This window comes from Streptomyces griseorubiginosus, assembly GCF_017614965.1.
GTDB lineage: Bacteria > Actinomycetota > Actinomycetes > Streptomycetales > Streptomycetaceae > Streptomyces > Streptomyces griseorubiginosus_B.
The window spans coordinates 1-15,318 of record NZ_WVUG01000212.1 but is presented as its reverse complement, the minus strand read 5'-3'; the positions used below and the strand labels follow the sequence as shown (position 1 = coordinate 15,318).

The following is a 15,318-nucleotide window of genomic DNA, read 5'->3' as shown; positions in this document are numbered from 1 at the left end:
CTTTCCCACCCCCCCCCGCCGCTGGGGCCGAATCCTCGATTCCGCGTTCCCAGTTCAGGAAAACCGGTCCGGCCGCCGGGTGAAGATGTCGTCGTACTCGCCGTGTCGCGCGTACTGCTGCTGATAAGCAACCGTGTCGGCCGCCGTGCGCGCCGCGGCAGCTGTGGGGGCCCCGGCCTCGGCCGGGGCCCCCGTGTTCGGCTACGGCATCAGGCGGGCTCTCGCGGCCAGTGCCCTCTGCAGCACCTTCTCCCGGTAGGGGTTTGCCGGGCTGAGTGCCCTCGCCACCTCCACGGCCTCGTCGAGCAGGGCCTGCCTACGCTCGGGCAGCTCCCGCACCAGAGGTGAGTCGCTCTCCTCCACCAGGACGTACGCGAGCTTCGATCCGTACACCTCCGGCTCGACCCGCGTCAGCAGACGGTAGATCCACAGCCCCTCCACGCCTCGTACCACCCGACGGTTCGCGCTGAGCAGCCTGACCTTCGCCAGCACAACCATGTCCCGATCCATCGATCCCCTTCGTCCCCGCCCCTCCCCGGTCGGCATGTCTCGCGGCGAGACAGCACGGCGAACGCGCCGACAGCCGATGACGGATGCCGACACGTTGGCCGGAGAGTGGATGACGACGAGTCTGCGGGCATGGCACCATCCCCAACAAGGCCGTACAGGCGTGCGCTTCGTCCTACCGAAAACTTCTCCGAACAGGCATGATGGACCTGACACTCACTCAAAGCCCTGTCTGGCGAACACTGCGCGCCTCGACGCAGCTCAGCTGTACCCCAGCAGGGCGATGCCCAGTGACGTGACCGTGTGGAGAACCGCCTTGCCCTCGCGGCGGGTGGTGATCAGGCGGGCGTTGCGCAGCGCCGTCGCGTGGTGGCTCGCGGTCGCCGGCGAGATGTGCAGGCGGCGGGCCAGCTCCGTGGTGCCGCATCCGCCGATGGTCGCCCTCAGTACTGCGGCCCTGGTACGTCCCAGCAGTTCGTCGAGTGAGGGGGCGGTGGACTCGACGCCCTTCCACAGCGCGGTGTCGAGTGAGGCCCCGCTGAGGCTGGGGACGGCCAGAACGGGTGCCCGATCGGGGTCCAGCGGCGGGTACAGAAGTTCCACCTGCCGGGTCGAGAACATCGTCGGCGCAATGACGAGACCTCGCCCGTTCAAGTGGATGTCCGCATCGTGTGTATGGACCACTTCGAGCACGGGCGGCCGCCAGCGGATCAACGGAGCGCAGAGTGTGGTGAGAAGCCGCTCGACTCCGCCGTCGGCCATCGTGCCCACGTACCCGGCCCGTACCTCGCTCAGATGGGAACGCACCCTGCCCCAGTAGGGGGCGACGGTGACGCTGTGGCAGGCTCGGAGTGCCGTGGCCACCTGGAGGCGGGCTTCCCGGTCGCCGTCCATCAGGTTCCGGGCCCAGGAGCGATGGGTGGGGTGGAGGTCGAGGTTCTCCAGTTCGAGGCGCATCAGGGCGCGTGGAGCCGCCATCAGGTTCTCCACCGCCTCGTCGATGGATGCCGTGTCTCCCATCAGGCTCGTCGCGTCGATCAGCGGTCCCCGTACGGGCATCAACGCCGCGAGTGCGCCCGCCTGTTGGCCCAGCCGCCCACGCACCGACAGGTGCCAGTGACGGAAGGCGAGACCGGCGTCGCGGTCCCTCAGCAGCTTCACAGTGTCGATCGTCTCCGCCGCCACGCCGATCGTCGTGGCCACGCGGGTGCGCGCCAGGTCCTCCGCCGTGAAGTGGATGCGTTTCACCGAGCGCCCCGTTCTGCGCGTCACCGTCGGCCGACAGCAGTCTCGGTTCCGGACGGGTGCCACGCAATGATCAATCAGGCCAGTGCCTACAACAGGCCGGTGCCTGGAAGGTAGGAGGTGTGACTTGATCCGTCGTGCACGAATGAAGCTCAAAGGTCCATACCTACACAATAAAACCTCAAGAAAAGCGCCGAGTTAAGCTGGAATGTGACGCTGTGCTGGTGTGGGCGGTCCGGGATTGGTGTGTGATTCGGCCAGAAAAGATCGGAGCAATTTTCTGTCGCGATATTGACCCGGATGGCTCGGCTGAGGATTCTCAACACAGAGCGCAGCGGTCCCCGACGAAAGGCAGACATCGTTATGGCCGAATCCGTGCAGCATGCGGTGGAGCAGCACTCACAGCTCGAGGATGAGGAATCAGGGACCTGGCAGACCCCCGACTACGCAGTCGTGGAGACCGCCTTGGAGGCCACCGCCTACTCGCTGAGCAGCCGCTAGCAGCGCCGCCGTGCTGCTGCAAGTGCTCGGCACCGCGGCGGGCGGCGGCGTGCCGCAGTGGAACTGTGCGTGTCCCGGTTGTTCCGGGGCACGCATCCACCCCCACTGGCGCCGCCGCCACGCCTCGCTGGCCGTGCGTGCGTCCGAGGGCCGCTGGTATCTCGTCAACGCCACACCCGACATAGGCGACCAGATCGAGGACTGTCCGTCGCTCCACCCCGGCCCCGGGTCGCGGCGTACCCCTCTTGCGGGGCTGGTGTTGACGGACGCCGAACTCGATCACACCCTCGGCATCGCCCGACTGCGCGAAGCCGGCGACGGCGGCCTGGAGGTGCTCGCCACCGATGCCGTACGCGAAGCCCTGCTCACCCGGCTGTCCCTGGGTGCCGTGCTCGGCCCGTACACCCCGCTCACCTGGCGGGCACTGACCCCCGACCTGCCCGAACCGCTCTGCGCGGACTCCCCCGTCACGATCAGCGTGATCCCCGTATCCGCCAAACGCCCCCGGTACGCGGCAGATACGCGCGCGGACTCCCCGGCGGACGACGGGATGCACCCCGCAACGGACTCGCCGGGCGGGGATCAGGACCAATGGGTGGTCGCGCTTCGGCTCACCGACCTCTCCAGCGGTGCGTCCGTGGTCTACGCCCCGGCGCTGGCGGCATGGCCGGAGGCTCTGCAGAGCGCTGTCGGCGCGGCCGACTGCGTGATCGTCGACGGTACTTTCTGGGACGACGACGAACCCCGGCGCACCGGGATCTCCAAGCGGACCGCGACCGGTATGGGCCACCTTCCGATCGACGGTCCGGGCGGCACGGCGGAGCGGCTCGCCCCGCTGGGCGGACGCTGCTTCTACACCCATCTGAACAACACCAATCCCCTCGTCGACCCCGGCTCGCCGCTGCACGGTCAGCTGGCCGCCCAGGGCATCGAGGTGGCCAACGACGGAATGGTGATCGAGCTGTGAGCACCGGCGCGAGTGCGACGACGGCAGGCGGAGCCGGTACGTCCGCCACGGCAGACGGCGTAACCACCGCGCTGGAGCACCGGCTCAGAGCCGTGGCACGAGAGCGCTACCACGACCGCCACCCCTTCAACGTTCGTATGCACCAGGGTGAGTTGACCCCCGACGAACTGCGCTGCTGGATCCTCAACCGCTTTCACTACCAGCGGCACATCCCCGTCAAGGACGCCCTGATTCTCGCCAAACTGGACAGCCCACGGCTGCGCCGGATGTGGATGCGGCGGATCAAGGAGCACGACGGGCGGACCGAGGGGGAGGGCGGCATCGAGCGATGGCTGCGGCTGGGCGAGGCAGCGGGCATCGACCGGTCCGAACTCCTGTCGGGACGGGGCGTGCTCCCCGGCGTACGACTTGCCGTGGAGGGTTACGTCAACTTCTGCCGGCTCCGTTCCCCGCTGGAAGCCGTCGCCGCGTCCCTCACCGAGCTGTCCGCCCCGGGCATCATGCGCACCCGCATCGGCGCCTTCGAACGCCACTACCGGTGGATCGACGCCGACGGACTCGCCTACTTCCGCGCCCGCGAAACCCAAGGCCGACAGGACAGCAGGGAGGCCCTCGGTCTCGTTCTGGACTGGGCGAAGGGACAGGCCGACGAGGAACGGGCGGTGGCGGCCCTCTCGTTCAAGTGCGATGTGCTGTGGTCACTGCTGGACGCGGTCGATCACGCCGGCACAAAGGCGCGGCCGTGACCGGCTGGCGGCCCGCCCTCGAGCGATCGGTCGTGCTCCGGCACGACCGGGTCCGCCGGACTTACCTGCTGGTCCTGCCCGAACGGGTGGTCGTACTGGAGGGAAGGGCGGCGGATGTCCTGCGGCTGTGCGACGGACAGCGGTCGGTGGACGAGATCGTCGACGTGCTGGCAGCCCGTTTTCCCGGAGCGCCCGTGACGGTGGAGGTGCCCCGTTTCCTGGACCGCGTACGGCAGGAGGGCTGGCTGCGATGACCACTCCTGCGTCCACGCCACCTGCATCACCGTCCCCGTCTCCTCCCTGGGCCCTGCTGGCGGAACTCACTCACGGCTGCCCGCTGCACTGTCCTTACTGCTCCAATCCGCTGGAACTGGTGCGTCGTTCGCGCGAGCTCTCTGCCGAGGAGTGGGGTGACGTGCTCCGGCAGGCCGCAGACCTCGGCGTCGTGCACACCCATCTCTCCGGCGGCGAACCGCTGCTCCGTCCCGACCTCGCTGCGATCGTCGCCGCGGCCGATTCGGCCGGGATCTACATCCAACTGGTCACCAGCGGGGTTGGATTGAGCGCGCCGAGGCTGTCTGCGCTGGTGTCCGCCGGACTGCGCAGCGTCCAGCTCTCGGTGCAGCACGCGGATCCGGCGTCCTCCGACCGGATCGCCGGAAAGCGGTCGTTCGCCGCCAAGGAACACGCCGCCGCGCTCGTACGCGACGCCGGACTGCCGCTGGGTCTCAATGTCGTCCTGCATCGCGACAACCTCGACGCCGTCGACGCCGTCGTGGATCTGGGTGTGGCCTGGGGCGCGGACCGCATCGAGCTGGCGAACACCCAGTTCTACGGGTGGGCCCTGCGCAACCGCACCGCGCTCCTGCCCACCCGCGACCAGCTCTCCCGCGCCCGGGACGCCGTCGAGCGGCGTCGGGAGCAACTGGCGGGCACCACCGAGCTGGTGTGGGTCGTGCCGGACTACTTCGACGGCGTACCGAAGCCGTGCATGGGCGGCTGGGGGGCGGTGTCGCTGACCGTCGCACCCGACGGCGGGGTCCTGCCGTGCCCGGCAGCGGGAGGCCTTCCGGATCTGGACGTGCCGAACGTCCGTGACCGTCCACTGGAGTGGATCTGGAACAGCTCGCCGGCCTTCAACCGCTACCGCGGTACCGAGTGGATGAGCGAACCGTGCCGGGGCTGCCCCCGCCGCGAGACCGATTTCGGCGGCTGCCGCTGTCAGGCCCACGCACTCACCGGCGAAGCCGCGCGCACCGACCCCGCGTGCGCGCTCTCTCCCGACCACGCCCTCCTACGCGCCGTCGCGGAGACACCGCGCTCCGGGACCGCACCCTACGTCTATCGAGGCCCCGGCCCCGGGACAGCCCGCAGTCCCCGGACCGTATGACGGGGCGCAGGCCGTCGAGTCTCGACCCGAGTGCGGGAAAGGAGTTGGGCTCCAGCTTGCTGTCGCCCCGTCCCCTGTGAGTATCGAGGCGTCCCTCGGCCCCGGCTGTCCACATCGCTGTGGCTGGGGAAGTGCCTCTTCGGCATAGTCGGCGGAGGCATCGGCGGTGGTCAGGCTCTCGTGCCCGGAGTCATCCGCGGCTCGGCGCCTCATTGTTCGATGGACGAACACGGTGGTTGTGCAGGCCAAGCGGCCTTCGGATATTTGCGTGGCGGTGTCGGCCGCGGGCCAGCAGCCGACCGTCACAAGGGGATGCCGACGTGACCATCTAGGACGAAGAACAGCTCACCGCAGCGGTACTTGCCGAGACGGAGCGGGCCGGCGACCCGCGCGTCAAGGAGATCGTCCAGGCGCTGGTGCGCCATCTGCACCAGTTCGCCCGCGAAGTGTGGCTGACAGAGGAGGAGTTCGACACCGCCATCAATAAGGTGACCAGGCTCGGTCGGCTCACCTCTCCCAGCCAAAACAACGGCACCGGCAAACCGACCTCGGCGAACCTCCTCGGCCCGTTCTGGCGCCAGGGCAGTCCGACGATGGCCAACGGCGCGTCGATCGTCCGCTCGCCCACCGAGGGGCCGCCGCTGTTCTTCACCGGCCGCATCGGAAGCTTCACACAACAGACCACGGCGACGGACACGGCCGTGAACCGGCCGCGGGGGTGAAGCGATCCCCGGGGCCTGCCCCGGCCCTGAGCTCACACCGGTCGCAATCTGGCCGTCTTCGCGGGAGGATCCGTACTGGCGGCGAGCACTGCGGCGACCCGCGCCGCCCCGGTCGAGCCACCTGTTGCCGCAGCGGCCCGTCAGGGTTTCGCCGGCCGCTCCGCGGAGACGAGCGCCTCGCGCAGGTACTGGCCGGTGACACTGTGGGTGTTGGCGGCGATCTGCTCGGGGGTGCCGGTGGCGGTGATGCGTCCGCCGTTCACGCCGCCGCCCGGGCCGAGGTCGACCACGAAGTCCGCGTTGGCGATCATGTCGAGGTCATGCTCGATGAAGACGACGGTGGCGCCGTTGTCGACCAGGCGCTGCAACACGCCGAGGAGGACGCGGACGTCGAGGGGGTGGAGGCCGACGCTGGGCTCGTCCAGCACGAACAGCGCGTCGCACTGGTCGCGGTCGAGTTCGGAGGCGAGCTTGAGCCGCTGTGCCTCGCCGCCGGACAGGGCGGGAGTGGCCTCGCCGAGGGTGAGGTAGCCAAGGCCGAGGTCGATGAGCGTCTGCAAGCGGGAACGGACCTTGTTCAGGTCGCCTGTGTGCTCGATGGCTTGAGCGACGGTGCAGGTGAGCAGTTGCGGGAGGGTCAACCCGTCGTCCTCCTCGCCTCCGCGGGGCACGCGGCGGACCTCGTCGGCCTCGGGGGCGTAGCGGCTTCCTTCACAGTCGGGGCAGATGATGTCGACGTCGGGCAGGAACTGGACGTCGAGTTCGATCTGACCGGTGCCTTCGCAGGTGGGGCAGCGCAGGCTGCCGGTGTTGTACGAGAAGTCGCCGGCTTTCAGCCCCCGTTCCTTCGCTGCGGGGGTGGCGGCGTAGGCGCGGCGCAGGTCGTCGAGGACGCCGCTGTAGGTCGCGACGGTGGATCGGACGTTGCTGCCGATAGGGGAGGCGTCGACGACGTTGACCCGGGTGATGCCTTCCGGGGTGAGCTTGCGGATGTGCTGCGGGAGCGGCTGTCCTGCGGCGTGCGCCTTCAGTGCGGGGACCAGGCTCTCCAGGACGAGGGTGGTCTTGCCTGAGCCGGAAGCGCCGGTGACGGCGGTGAGCCGGCCACGCGGGACATCGAGGGCCAGAGCGTGGACGGTGTGCAGCGGGGCGGTCCGCAGATGGATGCGGCCCAGTTTGAACACGTCGTCCGCGTCGGCCCGGGGACGGACGAGGATCTGCTCGCGGCCGGTGAGGAAGCCGGCGATCAGGGAAGTCTTGCTGCGTTCCACGCTCTTGAGGGTGCCTTCGGCGATGACGGTGCCACCGTCGCGTCCGGAGCCGGGCCCGATCTCGATGAGGTGGTCGGCTTGGCGCAGGACCTGGACGTCGTGGTCGACGACGATCACCGAGTTGCCGTCCGCGAGCAGGCTGCGGATGACGCCTAGGAGGCCGTCGACGTTGGCAGGGTGCAGGCCGATCGAGGGCTCGTCCAGGACGTACAGCACACCGGTGGTGCGGTTGCGGACCGCGCGGGACAGGGCGACGCGCTGCCGCTCCCCGGTGGACAGGGTGGACGAGGCACGGTCCAACGTGAGGTACCCCAGACCGAGTTCGATCAGCCGCCGCGCCGTGGCGACCATCTGGGTCACGATGCTCTCGGCCATGGGGGCCATCGCCGTGGGCACGATGGCGGGGATCGTCCGCACCCACGTGGTGACGTCGTCGAGGGTCTTGGCGGTGGCGTCGGCGAGGTTGATGCCGTCGACGAGGCTGGAGCGGGCCTGTTCGCTCAGGCGGGTGCCGTGGCAGTCCGGGCAGGTCTGGACGGACAGGAACCTGTCGACCCGGTCGAGCCCCTTCTTGGTGGTGGCCTTCTTCAGGGCCTCCTCGACCGCCTGGCGGGCGTTGCGGTAGGTGGCGTTCAGCTCGAAGAGCTTGCCGTTCTTGGCCGGGTACAGGATGACGCGCTTGACCGGCTCCCCCTCGAAGACAATCGCGCGCTCGTTCTTCGTGAGCTTCGAGAACGGCACGTCGGTGCGCACGCCGAGTTCGGCGGCCACCTTCGGCACAGCCGCGAGACCGAACATCTGCCAAGGCAGGACCGCGCCCTCGTCGATGCTGCGTGAAGGGTCGGGTACGAGGGCGTCCTCGTCGACCTCCCGCACCGTCCCGGTGCCCGCGCAGCGCGGGCAGGCACCTTCGCTGTTGAACGCGTACGACTCCGCGCTCGGCGGCCCGAACACCACCCCGCATTCGGGGCAGGTCAGCGGCAGGTCGAGGGCGACGTCCATCGTCGGCTCCAGGTAGTGCCCGTTGGGGCACTGGTGGTGGCCGAGCCGGGAGAAGATCAGGCGCAGGCTGTTGAGGAGCTCGGTGGAGGTCCCGAAGGTGCTGCGCACGCCGGGGATGCCGGGCCGCTGGCGCAGCGCGAGCGCGGCCGGCACATGCTCGACGCTGTCCACGGCCGCGTGCGCGGCCTGGGTGAGGCGGCGCCGGGTGTAAGTGGACAGCGCTTCCAGATAGCGGCGCGACCCTTCCGCGTACAACACCCCGAGGGCGAGCGAGGACTTGCCCGAGCCGGAGACACCGGCGATCGCCACCAGCTTGCCCAGCGGCACCGTGACGTCGATGTCCTTCAGGTTGTGCACGCGCGCCCCGCGCACCGTGACCGCATCCGGTGACGGCACGGGCACCGCGCCGGAACTCTTCGCCCCTTGCACAGGCTTGCCCACAGGCTGGTCCCTCCGCTACGACTCGTGACCGACGGAACCTCTATTTCGCGACGCTGCCGGGAAACGCATCACGCAGGGACAGGTGCCCATGCGTCAGCAGCCACTGGCCGTCGGCCTTCCGGAAGATGAGTGACATGTTCCACGAGTGGTGCTGCTTCTCCTCGCCGTTGGCGTCCTGCCGGTACGTAGTGAAGTTGAAGACCAGCAGCACCTCGTCGTCGTTGAGCGGGCGGGCGCTCTCGTTCAGATACTCCTGCCGGGTGATGCCCGCGTCCCTGTGGATGCGCTTGAAGTGCTCACGCAGCCCGTCGGGTCTCCGCCGCTCCACCGCCACTGAATCTGCTTGTCGATTCAGCCCTCAGACGATCTTCTCGGCGGAGCCGAAGTCCATGTCCATCGGGCGAATGAACGACCAGGTGGAGTGGATGACGCGCCATTGGGAGTCATCTTCCTTCTGGTAGAGCTCGATGCAGTTGTATTTCATGTCGATGAGGTTGGTGTCCGCGTACAACTGGTATGTCAGCAGTGCCGTGTCGTCACCGAACTGCACGCGCGGGTTGCGGAAGTCGTACTCGTCGGCGTGGAGTTTTCCGTCCACTCCGTCCAGGAAGGCGTCGACGGTCTCGTGGTCCTCGATGCGTGCCGGATGTGCGCCGTCGAAGTACGTGAAGCTCCTGCGCGACCACAGTTCGCGGTATCCGGAGACGTCGCCGTTGAACCATTTGTCCAGGGCGCTCTTCTCCAGCCCGATGAGATGCTCGGCGAGCTGCTTCTGCTCGTCGGTGTAGTTCGCTTCGTAGTCAGGAACGGTAGGCACGATCTTCCTTTCGTGCGTGCCCGCGTCGGGCGCGGACACGAGGTGGCGGGTTTCGTCAGTCGTCGAGGAGCACGACGTGCTTGCCCGGCGTCGTACCGGCTTCGACGTCGGCCTGGGCTTCGCGCACTTGCTCCAGACCGTGGTAGGTCTTGGCGACGGGGACCTTGAGCCGGCCCTCGGCAATCGCCTGAAGCTGTCGCTGGAACACCTCGGGCGGCAGGTCGGTGGCCTCGCCCGCGTAGCTGGTCAGCCGCACTCCACTCGGGACCATGAAGGGGGTGAAGTCAGGGATGGACCAGCCGCCCGCCAGGGCTCCGGTGAAGCAGACGGTGCCGTGCACCCGCACGCATCCGAAGGTGTCCGGCAGGACCGTGCAGCCCACCAGCTCCAGCGCCGCGTCGACGCCCTGCGGCACGAGGTCGCGGACCTTCTCGGCGAGGTGCCCGTCGTCCACGACCGGGTGGTCGACCCCCATCGCCCGCAGTTCGTCGGCGCGGTCGGCGTGCCGTGTGGTGGACAGGACGGTGGCGCCGATCTCCTTGGCCATGGTCGCCGCGCTCAGGCCCACCGTCGAGGTGCCGCCGCGGATCAGCAGCGTCTGCCCGGCCTTCAGGTCCAGGCCACGGGTCAGCGAGCCGTACGCGGTCTGGAACATCTCCGGCAGGGCGCCGACCACATTCCACGGCAGGCTGGTCTCGAACGGGATGACCTGCCCGGCGGGGACCGTCACGTACTGGGCGTAGGCACCGTCGTAGGAGCGGCCCATGCTGCCCATCATGGTCGCGACCTGCTGCCCCGGGCCCAGCCCGCTGTCCTCGTCGGCCTCGTCGACCACACCGACGCCCTCGATGCCGGGGATGCGCGGGTAGGTGACCTCCGCGTCGGACTCTCCCTTCCGGGTGGTCACCTCGGACTCGTTGACGCCGAACGCCTTCACCTTGATCCGCACCCAGCCGGGCTTGCGGACGGGTAGCGGCACGTCCTTGATCTCCAGGGCGTCCAGGCCACCGGGTCGGGTGACGACGACGGCCCGCATCGTCGCAGGTGCGGTGGTCTCGGTTTCTGCGGATCGGCTCATGCGAAACTCCTTGGCGTTTCGTTCCCCCCAGGTGCGAAGTTCGGGCCGGGCGGGCCTTCCTGGCGCGGCGCCCGGCTGGCCATGTCAGCCCTGTCCGCTGACAGTTGAGCGTCAGGGACGGTCGATGCCCTCGAACCGGTCGAGGACAGCCTGGTAGTGCGCGGTTGCCTCGAAGGGCAGGTTGCCGACGCTTCCCGAGGTGGGCCGGTCGATGACGGCGGGCCACAGGCGGCCCAGCTCGCCGGTGGCGAAATCGAGCACGATGTCGCGGATACGGGTGTCGCGCTCGGCCTGTTCGGCGCTGCGGCCCGGCTGCTCCTGGCCGACCAGGGCGTACATTTCGCTGCCGTGCACGGCGGGCGCGCCCTCGGCGGGTCCGATCGCCAGGAGATGGGCGTTGCCGCCCGCGGCGGCGTGGGCCAGGGCGCCGCGCGCGGCGGGGAGCCCGTAGATGTAGTCCGTCAGGAGCGCGGAGCGGACCTCGGCAGGAGTTCGGCCACCCTGGTCGTAGGCGTCGACGATCTGCCGGGCGCGGGAGCGGGGAAAGCGCCACCCCGCGACTTCGTCGGTGATGGCCTCAACGGTGTGCGGGTCGAACCGGTCGAGGTCGTTCGCCACCCACCAGCCCATCTCTTCACTGGCCGCGCTCAGCAGGACGTCGACGTCCCGGTGCGTACCGGAGGCGAGTACGTCCATGGGGTGGGCGCGTAGCACCGCATCTGGCTGTCCGGCATCCAGGACGACACCGATGGCCTTGGAATCCACTCCGGCGCGGACGCCGAGGTCCGTCGGGAGGACCTTGTGCAGAGCGGGCACCAGGGCGGCCGTGTCCAGGTCGAGCAGCTTCTCCGGGTTGTCCGCGACACCGAGTTCGGTGACGAACCGGTGCGCGAGCTCCTCGGCCCACCAGGTCGGCTGAACACGCGCGGCACCGCCGGAGAACCCGGCCAAACGCCGGTACAGACCGTTGGCGGCAGGGGCACCGAGCAGCCCGAAGGTGGAGAAGCCGCCTGCGCTGTGGCCGTAGACGGTGACGTTGCCGGGATCGCCGCCGAAGTAGGCGATGTTCTTCTTGATCCAGGTCAGCGCGGCGATGACGTCCTGCAGGCAGAGGTTGCTGGCCTCGGCGAGAGCGCCGCCGTACTGCGACAGCGAGACCCCGCCCAGGGCGCCGAGCCGGTAGTTGATCGACACGCCCACCACGCGCCCCGTCGCGGCGAGACCGGAAGCGTTCGAGGTGATCTGCGTGTTGGCGCCGTACTCGAATCCGCCGCCGTGGATGTACACGGCCACCGGGAGCGCCTTCCCGGCAGGCTCCTGGGGAGCCCACACGTTCAGGTTCAGGCAGTCCTCGCCCATTCCGCTGTCCGCCTCCAGCCAGTCGCCGCTGTCCGGCTGGACCGGGACGACACCCTTGCGGTCGTAGGGGCGTTCCGGATCGAAGTCCGCGAGCACGGGGCGGCGGTATCGCTCGGCGGTGGCGTACGGGATTCCCCACCAGGACCGTACCCCTGGTGCCGTCGGGGCCGTGGGTGCGGTGGCGGTCATGACGTGGCCTTTCGGTGGGGGGCGGGTGGTTCGCGAGGCGTGCCGGCTGTGCGCGCCCTCAGAATCATTCACCGAGATCCGACAAACCGTCCGGCGGGCAGCGGTCACCTGGTAGTCACCAGGTGACACTTCTCCCCCGGTGCGCACCGGATCTCCCGTTGCGGGGCCAGCAGGCGTTCTACGACGGACATGTGCATCCGCTGTCGCAGCGGCGGTGCTCCAGCAGGGCGGGTCCGCTACGGGACCCTCGCCACGGCAGTCCGTGAGGTCACTGCCGTGGCGAGGGTCAACGTGCCTGTGGCCGACTGGGGCGCAGGCGCCCGCCCGCGTCTGTGGTGCTCGCGGCGGTCAAGACGAGCGCTTGGGCTTCAGCGCCGCCACGCCTTCCTTGACCTTCCTCTCGGCCTCGGCGCGTTTGTCGGCGCGCTTGGCCTTCGCCTCCTCCTTCCGGATCCTGTCGGCGGCCTCCTCCAAGGCCTTCAGCTCTGTCCGTACGCTGTCGACCGTGCGCCGCTCGAGGGCGGCGTTGTAGCGCATCGCCAGCAGGTCCAGGACCTCGGTGTCGGCTTCCCTGACCTCGGGGAGGATGACTGTGCCGGCGGGAAGTGCGGGTGCCTGACCTCGGCTACGTGGCCCCCAGGGTCAGTGCGTCCTATCCGCCCTCTTCGAGTAGGGCGTGCGCCTCCGACTGCGAGTTGGTCGATAGGGCAGCCGACAGGACGGACATCGCACCGGAACGCCTGCCTTGCGACGTCAAACGGTTCTGCCGCTTAAAGGGTAGGCTGAACATGTAACACTTTCTAGACGCTAGATAAAATCTGTTACATGATGCAGTTGGTCCCGTGCCCGTACCTGACACCGCGGGAGACAAGGAGCATCGACATGGATGCAGCATCGACAGACTTCGACGTGGCATTTCGCCCCGGCAACCCGCTCGACCTGTCCGACCCGCCCATCCCGGACCCCGAGCCCGGAACGTGGATCATCCCCGCCGGGAGCGTGCAGGGCGAGGGAGCACTGCCCACGCCCATCGATCTCGAGGTCTTCCAGGACATCGTGATCCCGCTGCGCGACGGAGTGGCCCTCTATGGCGACGTGTACCGTCCTGCCTCGGCCACCGGGCCGCTCCCGGTGATCCTCAGCTACACGCCGTACGGCAAGCGCGGCGGATGGTGGAACACGAACATGGCGGCGACCCGCTTCGGGGTGCCGCCGAAGGACGTCTCCGGGTTCCAGGCGTTCGAGGCGCTCGACCCCGCGTACTGGTGCGCGAACGACTACGCCCTCGTCGTGGTCGACGCACGCGGAACCGGCCATTCCGGGGGCGACATGCTGTTCTTCGGCGCCGCCGAGGGCCACGACGTGTACGACACCATCGAGTGGATAGCCGCGCAGGACTGGTGCACCGGCAAGATCGGAATGGCCGGCAACTCGCAGCTCAGCATGGTGCAGTGGGCCACCGCGGCCGTGCACCCGCCGCACTTGGCGGCCATCGCCCCCTGGGAGGGGATGAACGACATCTATCGCGATGTGAACGTCCGGGGCGGTATCCCCTACACGGACTTCCACGACCAGGACATCATCGCCTTCCTCCACGGCACCGGGCGGTTCGAGGACATCACCGAGATGATCCGGCGGTATCCGACCGACAACGCCTACTGGGGGGACAAGCGTCCGGACCTCTCCACCGTGGACGTACCGGCCTACGTGGTGGCGAGCTGGTCGAACCCGATCCATACCCGCGGCACCCTTCAGGCGTTCCGGCAGCTGGGCAGCGAGCGCAAGTGGCTGCGCATCCACAACGTTCAGGAATGGGTCGACATCGCCACGCCAGAACGCGTGGAGGATCTGCGCCGGTTCTTCGACCGGTACCTGCACGGCCACGACAACGGGTGGGAGGACACCCCCCGGGTCAGGCTCTCGGTCCTCGACCCGGGCGGTGAGGACATCGTCGACCGTGTGGAACCGACCTGGCCCCCCGAGCACGTGACGCCGACGCCCCTCTACCTGGACGGGGCAACGGGCCGGCTCACCGCCGAGCCGCCGGAGAAGGAGGCTTCCGTCTCCTACGACTCAACCGACAAGAAGGCCGCGGCCGTTTTCCGGTTCAGCGTGGAGCGGGAGACAGAACTGCTCGGCCCGCTCAGTCTCCAACTGTGGATCGAGACGTCCGAGGGAGACGATCTCGACGTGTACGCGGCGGTGTACAAGACCGACGCCGACGGCGACGTGCTGTACCACTTCCCGTTCCCCGGTCTCGGAGCAGGCGCTTTCGCGGACGTACTCGCGCAGGACGGGAAGCTGCCCTCGGCGGTGGCCTACGCCGGACCCCTCGGCCGCATCCGGGCCTCCCACCGGGCCCTCGATCCCGAGCGGTCCACGGAACTGGAGCCGTACCTGACCCACGCGCGGGAGGAACTCGTCAGCCGGGGACAGGTCGTCAAGCTCGACCTCGCCCTGTGGCCCACTGGGATGCTCCTGCACCCCGGCGAGACACTCGTGCTCGAGATCGCCGGTCACCCGGCAGGACCCACCACCCCGCCGCGGACGCAGCCCATCGATCCCGACGCCGAGGACGTCCACTCCCGCAACGCGGGAACCCACACCATCCGCACCGGCGGCAGCCTCGCCTCCCGTCTCCTCCTGCCGCTCGCACCGTGACCGCGCCGCTGTGCCGCCCCGGCCCGCCCGCCGGTGGCCGGGGCGGCACACGGCCTGCGCCCACGTCATCGCCCTGACCTAACATCATTCCGTGCCAGCAAAGACCGCCCGGCGACCGCCGCTTAGCATCGTCATGACGACGTTCGGGCTGCGCACCGACCTAGGATTCCCGGGACCCCTGCCGGCCGGCCTCTTCGTGCACGTCGGTCTCGCCCTCGGCATCAACGAACCCGCGATGCGCGCCGCGCTGCGCCGCTCCGCGGAGCGCGGCCTGCTCCAGGACCACCGCATCGGCCGGTCGGTCGAGTACGACCTCTCGCCCTCCGGCAACGCGCTCGTCCGGCAGGCCGGAACCCGCATGTTCGACCCCGCGGCACTCGGCCACTCCGCCCACGAATGGACACTGCTGGCCTTCCCCACCC

The 15,318-nt window shown here is 69.1% G+C and carries 16 protein-coding genes and 1 pseudogene; 8 read left to right on the top strand and 9 right to left on the bottom strand.

The window, feature by feature from the left end; genetic code table 11:
• Window positions 1–201 precede the first annotated feature (201 nt).
• Together GRC12_RS30670 and GRC12_RS30665 are read right to left on the bottom strand one after the other, a co-directional pair.
• Complete coding sequence (locus GRC12_RS30670; RefSeq protein WP_244373997.1) at window positions 202–498, bottom strand: hypothetical protein; 297 nt, start codon at window positions 496–498, stop codon at window positions 202–204.
• 270 nt (window positions 499–768) lie between these two features.
• Window positions 769–1,755 (bottom strand): ArsR/SmtB family transcription factor, encoded by a 987-nt coding sequence (locus GRC12_RS30665; RefSeq protein ID WP_208782799.1) that lies wholly within the window; start codon window positions 1,753–1,755, stop codon window positions 769–771.
• Between the two features lie 423 nt (window positions 1,756–2,178).
• Between GRC12_RS30665 and GRC12_RS47130 the strand changes: the two are divergent.
• The 5 genes and pseudogenes from GRC12_RS47130 to pqqE all read left to right on the top strand — a co-directional run.
• Window positions 2,179–2,253 (top strand): annotated as a pseudogene (locus GRC12_RS47130) (pyrroloquinoline quinone precursor peptide PqqA); the annotation flags it as partial.
• Window positions 2,254–2,263: 10 nt separating this feature from the next.
• Window positions 2,264–3,220, top strand: a complete 957-nt coding sequence (gene pqqB / locus GRC12_RS30655; protein ID WP_208782797.1) for a pyrroloquinoline quinone biosynthesis protein PqqB — start codon at window positions 2,264–2,266, stop codon at window positions 3,218–3,220.
• Window positions 3,221–3,291: 71 nt separating this feature from the next.
• A complete protein-coding gene (pqqC, locus tag GRC12_RS30650; RefSeq protein ID WP_244374002.1) occupies window positions 3,292–3,966 on the top strand; it encodes a pyrroloquinoline-quinone synthase PqqC in 675 nt (224 codons plus the stop codon).
• Window positions 3,963–4,220: a pyrroloquinoline quinone biosynthesis peptide chaperone PqqD gene (gene pqqD, locus GRC12_RS30645; RefSeq protein WP_308286675.1), complete on the top strand. Its 258-nt coding sequence runs from the start codon at window positions 3,963–3,965 to the stop codon at window positions 4,218–4,220. The genes pqqC and pqqD overlap by 4 nt, the downstream gene beginning before the upstream one ends.
• Window positions 4,217–5,356 (top strand): pyrroloquinoline quinone biosynthesis protein PqqE, encoded by a 1,140-nt coding sequence (pqqE, locus tag GRC12_RS30640; RefSeq protein ID WP_208782794.1) that lies wholly within the window; start codon window positions 4,217–4,219, stop codon window positions 5,354–5,356. Before pqqD ends, pqqE begins: the two co-directional genes overlap by 4 nt.
• A gap of 302 nt (window positions 5,357–5,658) precedes the next feature.
• Here the strand turns inward: pqqE and GRC12_RS46495 are convergent, their stop codons facing one another.
• Window positions 5,659–5,781, bottom strand: a complete 123-nt coding sequence (locus tag GRC12_RS46495; RefSeq protein ID WP_280117536.1) for a hypothetical protein — start codon at window positions 5,779–5,781, stop codon at window positions 5,659–5,661.
• Here GRC12_RS46495 and GRC12_RS30635 point away from each other — a divergent pair.
• Entirely contained in the window at window positions 5,773–6,078 is a 306-nt protein-coding gene (locus tag GRC12_RS30635; RefSeq protein ID WP_208782793.1) for a dioxygenase, read from the top strand. The two genes, GRC12_RS46495 and GRC12_RS30635, sit on opposite strands and share 9 nt — an antisense overlap.
• A 140-nt stretch (window positions 6,079–6,218) precedes the next feature.
• Here the strand turns inward: GRC12_RS30635 and GRC12_RS30630 are convergent, their stop codons facing one another.
• The 6 genes from GRC12_RS30630 to GRC12_RS30605 form a co-directional block, all read right to left on the bottom strand.
• Window positions 6,219–8,792 (bottom strand): excinuclease ABC subunit UvrA, encoded by a 2,574-nt coding sequence (locus GRC12_RS30630; protein ID WP_208782792.1) that lies wholly within the window; start codon window positions 8,790–8,792, stop codon window positions 6,219–6,221.
• A gap of 40 nt (window positions 8,793–8,832) precedes the next feature.
• Complete coding sequence (locus GRC12_RS46490) at window positions 8,833–9,120, bottom strand: nuclear transport factor 2 family protein (RefSeq protein ID WP_208782791.1); 288 nt, start codon at window positions 9,118–9,120, stop codon at window positions 8,833–8,835.
• A 30-nt stretch (window positions 9,121–9,150) separates the two neighbouring features.
• Window positions 9,151–9,609, bottom strand: a complete 459-nt coding sequence (locus GRC12_RS30620) for a DUF4440 domain-containing protein (protein ID WP_208782790.1) — start codon at window positions 9,607–9,609, stop codon at window positions 9,151–9,153.
• 55 nt (window positions 9,610–9,664) lie between these two features.
• On the bottom strand, window positions 9,665–10,645 hold the full coding sequence (locus tag GRC12_RS30615) for an alcohol dehydrogenase catalytic domain-containing protein (RefSeq protein WP_208782801.1): 981 nt from the start codon (window positions 10,643–10,645) through the stop codon (window positions 9,665–9,667).
• A gap of 153 nt (window positions 10,646–10,798) precedes the next feature.
• Window positions 10,799–12,235: a carboxylesterase family protein gene (locus GRC12_RS30610; RefSeq protein WP_208782789.1), complete on the bottom strand. Its 1,437-nt coding sequence runs from the start codon at window positions 12,233–12,235 to the stop codon at window positions 10,799–10,801.
• 348 nt (window positions 12,236–12,583) lie between these two features.
• Window positions 12,584–12,772 carry a hypothetical protein gene (locus tag GRC12_RS30605; protein ID WP_208782788.1) on the bottom strand — a complete coding sequence of 63 codons (189 nt, stop codon included), beginning with the start codon at window positions 12,770–12,772 and terminating at the stop codon, window positions 12,584–12,586.
• Between the two features lie 345 nt (window positions 12,773–13,117).
• On the opposite strand from GRC12_RS30605, the gene GRC12_RS30600 reads away from it, so the two are divergent.
• Together GRC12_RS30600 and GRC12_RS30595 are read left to right on the top strand one after the other, a co-directional pair.
• On the top strand, window positions 13,118–14,896 hold the full coding sequence (locus GRC12_RS30600) for a CocE/NonD family hydrolase (RefSeq protein WP_208782787.1): 1,779 nt from the start codon (window positions 13,118–13,120) through the stop codon (window positions 14,894–14,896).
• A gap of 133 nt (window positions 14,897–15,029) precedes the next feature.
• Window positions 15,030–15,318: hypothetical protein (locus tag GRC12_RS30595; RefSeq protein WP_439959913.1), on the top strand; the 289-nt coding region annotated here is incomplete at its 3' end.